Here is a 7,973-nt window from a genome sequence, read left to right as displayed (position 1 = left end):
CGCCTCGGTAGCCGAAGCCGAGGCCGAAGCAGTCTCACTCGGTGCGGTGGAGGCGGCGGCTGCCGCCTCGTTATTTGCCTGCTGACCGCATGCCGCGAGCAGGCTGGCCAGACTGAAGAGTGCGCCGCCGCTCAGCAGTGCGCGGCGAGTCAAAACGGATTCAGGTCCCATTGGGTGCTCCAATCGTCGGTGATGGTGTGTATGTGCTAGTCGAGAAGCTTTCTTTAGATACATCAACGTATCCAAAAGCGACCAGACAAGGTTTCCTACGCTATCAACGCACCGGCGCATCACTATGAGTCCCAGAACCACCCTACAGGAAATTTAGCCATGTTTGCACTCTTTTGCGGTTTATGACAGTCAAAAAACCGCAATACATTATTTTCGCTATCAAACAACATTTGCCTACCGCAACGATGCCTATACTCTTACGGCAACGAAGCCACTTCCGTCAGGCCATCACATCGCCAAAATGCAGGGCCCTACTCCCCCGGCGGGTCCGCCGCGTCCTGACTCAGACGGCGAGCGCGTACATGTCGCGGAGGGCCTCTTCTGCCTCGTCGAGGGCGTATCCGCTCTGGCAGAGCGCGTCACAGCCGTTACCGTAGCGGAGGCCGGCGAGGAACTCGCGGTCGGTGACTTCAGGCAGATGTTCCATGAGGTATTCGCCGTTGTCGGTAAAGAAGTCGTCGATGTTGGCGGCGTCCTGGCCGGAGCAGAAGGTGCGGAAGTCTTCATCGCTGTAGTAGCCATCCGTGTACATGGGTTTCTCCTTTGGTCGTTCGATGGAGGAATGAGAACGCGTCGTTGTTCTCTACCACCAAAGGTACGGGGCACCCCTGACAAGATAAGGGGCTGTACCGCCCACGCCGGAGAAAATACACAAAAAATATTGTGTGACGAGGGGTTTTCTGGAGGTGCACTCCCCCGCCAAACTCCCCCGCCGTGCGGAAGATTAGGTGCGGACGGGCTTGCCTCCTGTGTGCAGTTGCCCCCCCTCCCATACACCGGACGGAAATTCAGTCATGGGTTACGGACTTCGATCATGGGTTAGTGACTTTGAGCTGGGGTTTTAACCCTCACCAAAGTCACTAACTCATTGCCAAAATCGGCACCGGGCAGAGGAGCTGCCCAGCAGCGTAGATCTGTGCCGATACCGGCCCTCCCCCACAAACGGCGAGAAGCCACATGTGTTTCGAGCAGCCACCAAAGAAGTGGCTTTTCGAAACACATGTGGCTTCTGGGCGGATTACCGCAGGCTACCGCCGGTTACAGCACGTCACCGCGGGTTATTCTCCGCCAAGGAACGGCATGAAGCGGACGATGTGCTTCTCCAGCTTCTGCTTCACGCGCTTCGCCTTGGTTGCTGCGTCTTCGGTTTTCGCACCGCCGAGCTTGCCGCCGAAGAGCGAGATTTTGCCCTTGACCAGGCGGCTGATCTTGCCGGGGATGGTGCGGCGGTTTTCCTTGAGTGCACGGTTGACGACGCGCTGGGTCTCTGCGGAGTCCAGCTCTTCGTCCTTCACGATGGTGTCTTCTTCGCGGGTGCGGCGGTCGGTCACGTAGTGGTGGAAGTGTTCCTGCACGTCGTGGTCTTCGGACTCGTTCAGGTAGGTGTCGAAGTAGTCCTCGATGATATCGCCGCTTTCGCGCAGGTCGGCGTCGTTACGAATTGCGAGGCGCACGCGGTCGCGGAAGTGCTCCACGCTGTCCTGCGCGGTTTCGGAGGTGCCGCTCTCCCCTGTCGCCTTGCCGTGGCGTGCGGCGCGGGCTGCCTTGACGAGCTCCAGGATGTAGAGCACACCGACTTCCTGCTGCCTGACCAGTTCGGTCAGGAAGGATACGCGATCAAATAGGTCAACTGCGGTCGGCTTTTCTTCGCCTTCGCCGGTTTCGCTGTCGGCGCTGTCCTTCGCTTCTTCCTGTTCGCGGCGCAGTTCGCGGGCTTCTTCGTAGATGTCGTTGTAGACACCGGTGTAGCCCTGCATGTCGTAGTCGCTGATGAGTTCGTTGCCGCCGTCGCGGATGAACTCGTCGTGCACGCGCAGTTCCTGCTGCAGTTTAAGCACCTGGTTCATCAGCTCGATGTAGCGGGCCTTGTCTTCGGTGGTGTCCACGGTGATGGAGCCGCCCTCGTCGATGGGGAATTCTTCGCGCAGGTCGGAGACGGCCTTGTCGTATGCGGCGTAGGCTTCCTTGTAGGGTCGGGTAAACGCGATGTCGAGGGCGGACTGGCCGCTGCTGTTTTCGGTGTCGCCGAAGAGGGTGAAGGCGTCCTTGGTTGCCTGTTCGAGGTCGCGGAAGCACACGATGTTGCCGGAGGGCTTGAGCGAGTTGAGGATTCGGTTGGTGCGGCTGTATGCCTGTACCAGGCCGTGCATCTTCAGGTTCTTGTCTACCCAGAGGGTGTTGACGGTCTTGGAGTCAAAGCCGGTCAGGAACATGTTCACGACAATGAGCAGATCCAGCTCACGCATCTTCATCTTGCGGGAGACGTCCTTGTAGTAGTTGTCGAAGGAGTCGCCGTCGGTGCTGAAGTTGGTGCCGAACATGGTGTTGTAGTCTTCGAGGTAGCCGTCCATGCGGCAACCGGTGCCTTCGGTGGCGAAGGTGAAGTTTTCTTCTTCGCCGAAGGTGTCGAAGAGCTGCCCGCCGTTGCCCTGCGAGTAGATGATGGCGACCTTGAGCTTCTGTTCGGGGCGCAGGGTGCCGTCTGCGATGCGTTCTTCTTGCAGGGTGTTGAGGGTGTCGTAGTAGGTGCAGGCAGCATCAATAGACGAGGTTGCCAGGATTGAGTTGAAGCCGCGCACGCGCTCTACGTAGTGTTTGGTGACGCCCTTGATGGTGCGGGTCTTTTTGACCTCGTAGCTGGTGGCTGCGCTCTGGTTGGTTTTGCGGTCGTAGTTGTCCAGGATGTAGGTGGCTACGGCTTCGATGCGTTCGGGGCTTTCGAGTACTTCCTTGCTCTTTGCGAACTTTTCGAGTTCCTTCGCGTCGGGGGTTTCGGCGCGTTCGGCGGCAATTTCTTCTGCGTAGGAGGTTTCTTCGAGTTCGGCGAAGTGGGGGCTGGTGTTGGTGTATTCCAGGTGAAATTTCAGCACGTTCTTGTCGTTGATGGCGTCGACGACGGTGTAGGTGTGCAGGCAGTCGCCGAAGACTTTGACGGTGGTGGTGCCGGGGCCGCCTGCGGAGTTTTCGTTGAAGATGGGGGTGCCGGTGAAGCCGAACATGCTGTACTTCTTGAAGCTCTTCTTGATGGCGGTGTTCATGCGGCCGAACTGGGAGCGGTGACATTCGTCGAAGATGATGGCTACGCGCTGGCCGTAGACGGGGTGTTCGGAGTCGGCGGTGATGAGGTTGGACAGCTTGTGGATGGTGGTGACCACGATGTTGGTTCCGCGGTCGGCGAGGCGGTTGCTGAGTTCGCGAGTGCTGCCGGTGGAGCTGACGGAGTCTGCCTGGAAGTTGTTGTATTCGAGCATGGTCTGGTAGTCGAGGTCCTTGCGGTCCACGACGAAGATGACCTTGTCGACGAGTCCGGTTTCTGCCAGGCGGCGTGCGGTTTTGAAGCTGGTGAGGGTCTTGCCGCTGCCGGTGGTGTGCCAGATGTAGCCGCCGGCTTCTTTGGTGCCGAGAATCTTAGGGTTGTTGTTGGCGATTTCGACGCGCTTAATGATTTTCTCGGTTGCCGCGATCTGGTAGGGGCGCATGACGAGCAGGTCCTGGCCTACGGTGAAGATGCAGTAGCGGGTCAGGATGTTGGCGAGGGTGTGGCGGGTGAGGAAGGTGCGCGCGAAGAGGATTAGGTCGTTGATGCGGTTGTTCTGTTCGTCTGACCAGTAGCTGGTGAAGTCGAAGCTCTTGCCTGCGGAGCCGCCGGAGTCGGTCTTACGGCTGGCGGTCTGCTGGTCTTCGACGTGCTTGTGGCGCACGGTGTTGGAGTAGTACTTGGTTTCGAAGCCGTTGCTGATGATGAAGATCTGGGCGTATTCGAAGAGGCGGTGCTGGTCCTGCTGGAAGCCTTCGTTCTGGTAGCGTTCGATCTGGTTGAAGGCTTCGCGGATGCTTACGTTGCGCTTCTTGAGTTCGATGTGTACGAGGGGTAGGCCGTTGACGAGGATGGTCACGTCGTAGCGGTTGAGTACTTTGCCGTTGGGGGCGGGTACGCGGTACTGGTTGATGACCTGCATGTGGTTGCGTGCGGGGTAGGCGGCGTCGATGAGCATGATGTTGCGCAGGGTGCCGTCTTCGAGGCGGAAGTCGATGAAGCGTTCTTCCTGGATGAGCTTGGCCTTCTCCAGGATGCCGTCGTTGGAGCGGGCGATGTGTTCGGTGAGCAGGCGGGCGAATTCTTCGTCGGTGAAGTGGAAGCCGCTGTTGGGGCCGTATGCGCCTTCTTCGGGGCGGGTGTTGAGGCGTTCGAGCTGTTCGCGCAGGTTGCGGATGAGCGCGGCTTCATCGGTGAGGCGCGGCAGGTAGTCGTAGCCCTGGGTTTTGAGGGTTTCGATGAGTTCGGCTTCGAGCTGCGCTTCGCTCTGGTGCTCACGCTTCTTCTGGTGCTGGGCCTTCCATTCCTTGTAGAGGCCAGTTCCCTTGAGCTTGGCAATGACGGTGAAGTCGTCTGAGCTGAGGATGCTTTCGGTGCGTCCTTCAGTGGGGCGGGGGTGGTTGGGTACGGTTTCCACGGGGTGCTCCTTTGCGTAGGGGTTGAGTGTGTGGATGGTCGGGCTCGGGGTTGGGGAGCCCGGTTTGTTGAGTGTGGTTGAGGTATGTGGTTGAGGTGTGGGGCCCGTGCAGGGATGGTGGGTGGCCACTACCCCTGCACGGGATTCACGCGTGATGCGCAGTTTGATGCGCGGGTGTCTACTGGTTTTCGCCCTTGCGGGGGAAGGTGAGTAGCTGGTCACGGTAGTACTCGTATTGGCTGCGACGCGCTGCGAGCTCTGCGGGTAGACCCTCGGAGAGGCTGGTGGTCAGGGTGTCGAAGCGGTCGAGAATATCGACAATGCGCTGCTGCTCTTCCAGAGAAGGAAGCGGAATCTCAATTGTTTCAAGATTCTTTCCCGATACTCGTCGAACTTTTGTACCGGTAATATGGCGAAGCTTCTGCCGCTGGAAGTCATGAGTTGTAAAGAAATATGAAACATACTTCGGGTTCATCTCATGACGGTAGATGTACGCATCTCCACTGATACCGGCAGGCGTTTCTCCAAGCCAGGCTAGAGCTTTACAGACATCTTCATCATTCTCACTAGTCGTGGCAATGACAAGATTTCCCTTTTCGGCTTTTCGAAGTTTGTCATAGACTTCATCATTGGCATACGACAAAGTCTTATCTTCGTGCAATCCGTAGCGGGTGAAAACCTGACCATAGTGAATGACAGGATTTCCAGATTCCTGCAAGTCCTTTTTCTGCAGCCCATTTCCACGAACAAAAGTTCCTAGAGATCCCAAGGGAACGCGGGGGCAGTCGAGGGCTTCGAAGAGCGAATCACGGTAGTACTCGTATTGCAGAGTACGCGCTTCCAGCTCCGCTTCCAGCTCCGCTTCCAGGTTCGTGAATTTGTCGAGAATTTCAACAATCGCTTCCTGAATCTCCAGCGGCGGAACAGGAACCTCAATATTCGAATACTTAGAAATCCACTGTCGAGCATGGTCAGACGAGTTATACACAATGCACTGCATCGCATAATAGACATACTTAAAAAGTGAATCAGTCCCACTCTTTAAAGTAAGCATCTTCATAGCACTCGACTTAGCTTTAAACGGGAATTCAACCCATTTAAAAGCAGTCGTAAAGTCATCAAAAATAATGACAGGCTCTTCCTTAGATGCAGGGTAAATACCCTCGGCCTCATTCGTATAACCGAGAATAAACGTTTTACCCGCAGTCAGCACCGGCGTAGGGTACGAGTCGTCATAGTCCTTAGACGATACAAGGTACTTCGTCGGCTGCTCATAGCCAAGGAGCTCACCCAGCGGGCGGTACTCAACCCCGTCTGGGCAGAGCTCAGCCACCAGGCGGTCAATATAATTCGTCACGTCCGCCACGATTACTCGCCGCCTTCCAGGCGCGCCACAATAGCGTCAATCTCCACGCGCAACTGAGCCTGACGAGCCACAATGTTCTCAATACGAGAATTCAGCTCAACAATATCCACACGCTCACGCGTGTCCTCCGGCTCAACCCAGCTCGACACCGCCAGGTTCGCCTCCTGCTCCAGCAGCTTCTCCACCGGAATCAGCGCCGAGAAATGCTCACGCTCCTCACGAGCCGCCAGCACATCCAGAATCTTCTCACGGTGCGCCTTACCCAGAATATTCTGGTTCGTGCCCTTATCAAAGAGCTGCGAAGCATCCACGAACAGCACCGAATGATCCTTACGGCGACCCTTCTTCAGCACCAAAATGCAGGTCGCAATGCTCGTACCGTAGAACAGGTTGGCGGGCAGCTGAATCACCGCATCCACCACGTTCTGCTTCAGCAGGTACTCACGAATCTTGCGCTCCGTACCGCCACGGTACAGCACACCCGGGAACTCAACGATAGCCGCCGTACCAGCCTCATCCAGCGACGCCAGCATATGCATCGTAAACGCCAGGTCAGCCTTCGACTTCGGCGCCAAAACCGCCGCCGGAGCGTAACGGTCATCGTGAATCAGAGTCGGGTCATCATCGCCCTTCCACTTCGTCGAATAGGGCGGGTTAGACACAATCGCACCAAACGGCTCCTCAAAATCGCCGCCCGCACCACCGCGGTGCTTCGGGTCAATCAGAGTATCACCGTGCGCAATACTGAAATCATCCACCGGCACACCGTGCAGCATCATGTTCATACGGCACAGGTTATAGGTCGTCAGGTTAATCTCCTGACCCACAAAACGCAGGCCGTCCGAGTTCTTACCCAGCTCACGCTTAACCTTCAACAGCAGCGAACCCGAACCACATGCAGGGTCATACACGGTACGAATCTGCTCGGCGTCACGGCCATCCATGGCGATCTTCGCCAGCAGCTCTGAAACCTCCTGCGGAGTGTAGTACTCGCCGCCGCTCTTACCCGCATTCGCCGCGTACATGCCCATCAGGTACTCGTAGGCGTCACCGAAAGCGTCGTTCTCGCTATCCTCGTAACCCTTCTCAAGGTTCATGTCCGCCACAGCGTCCATGAGCTTGAGCAGGTTCTCGTGACGAGCCGCCGGGCTCACACCCAGCTTATTCGAATCCAGCACAAAGTCGTCGAAAAGGCCCTTCACGTTATCCTCAGACTCGGTGCCACGCGCCGACTCTTCAAACGCCTTGAACACGTTCGCCAGAGTCTCGTTTAGGTTCTGATTATGAGGGGCGTTCTTGTACACATTCGAGAACAGCTGCGAGGGTAGCAACAGGAAGCCGCGCTCATTAATGAAGTAATCCTTAGCGTCCTCGTTTTTCTTAAACACGTCATCCGATAGGTCTTCAAAACGCCCCGGCATTTCAATTCTCTGAGCCTCAACAAAGCGCACCTGGCTCTCAGAGAGGTAACGGTAGAAAAGCATGCCCAGCACGTACTGCTTAAAGTCCCAGCCGTCTACCGAACCACGCAGGTCATTCGCAATACGCCAAATCGTGGAGTGCAGCTGCGCACGCTCCGCATTGCGGTTACGGTGCTCGTCAGTAGTAGCGGAAGAATCCGTAGACTGCGTCGTCATGGGGGCGGTCAACCTCTCATCAGTAATCGTTTCCACAGTCGAAGAAACGTCAAACATTCGGAACCCGTGCGGTCCCGGTCGTACACATGCGCCAACTCAGGTATAGATGCCTTACGCGGTGGGAGCGTTCGTAGCTTCCACAAGCCATTTCGTACCCGGCGGCGCGAACTCTTTCAGTATACGGGTTCACCCGACCCCGTACTCACCGGTTCGTCATCACTGAGCCTCCGCTGCGAAGCCCACCGCTAAACCACGCTCCCTCCCACTCCCCCGCCGAACCCTACT

At 56.9% G+C, this 7,973-nt stretch carries 4 protein-coding genes; all 4 read right to left on the bottom strand.

From position 1 onward, the window contains the following. Positions 1-514: 514 nt before the first annotated feature. The 4 genes from HMPREF2874_RS02230 to HMPREF2874_RS02215 all read right to left on the bottom strand — a co-directional run bounded on the left by HMPREF2874_RS02230 (position 515) and on the right by HMPREF2874_RS02215 (position 7,688). The gene (locus HMPREF2874_RS02230) at positions 515-763 is read right to left on the bottom strand and encodes a hypothetical protein (RefSeq protein ID WP_070648793.1); all 249 of its coding nucleotides are present in this window, start codon (positions 761-763) and stop codon (positions 515-517) included. Between the two features lie 526 nt (positions 764-1,289). After that, positions 1,290-4,685, bottom strand: a complete 3,396-nt coding sequence (locus HMPREF2874_RS02225; RefSeq protein ID WP_070648792.1) for a type I restriction endonuclease subunit R, EcoR124 family — start codon at positions 4,683-4,685, stop codon at positions 1,290-1,292. Between the two features lie 178 nt (positions 4,686-4,863). Further along, entirely contained in the window at positions 4,864-6,042 is a 1,179-nt protein-coding gene (locus HMPREF2874_RS02220) for a restriction endonuclease subunit S (protein WP_070648800.1), read from the bottom strand. 11 nt (positions 6,043-6,053) lie between these two features. Continuing rightward, complete coding sequence (locus HMPREF2874_RS02215) at positions 6,054-7,688, bottom strand: type I restriction-modification system subunit M (protein WP_070648791.1); 1,635 nt, start codon at positions 7,686-7,688, stop codon at positions 6,054-6,056. Positions 7,689-7,973: the final 285 nt, after the last annotated feature.

The organism is Rothia sp. HMSC068F09, assembly GCF_001812775.1.
GTDB classification, from domain to species: Bacteria; Actinomycetota; Actinomycetes; order Actinomycetales; family Micrococcaceae; genus Rothia; species Rothia mucilaginosa_A.
The sequence above is the reverse complement of the archived record's forward strand: the minus strand, read 5'-3'. Positions and strand labels throughout refer to the sequence as shown.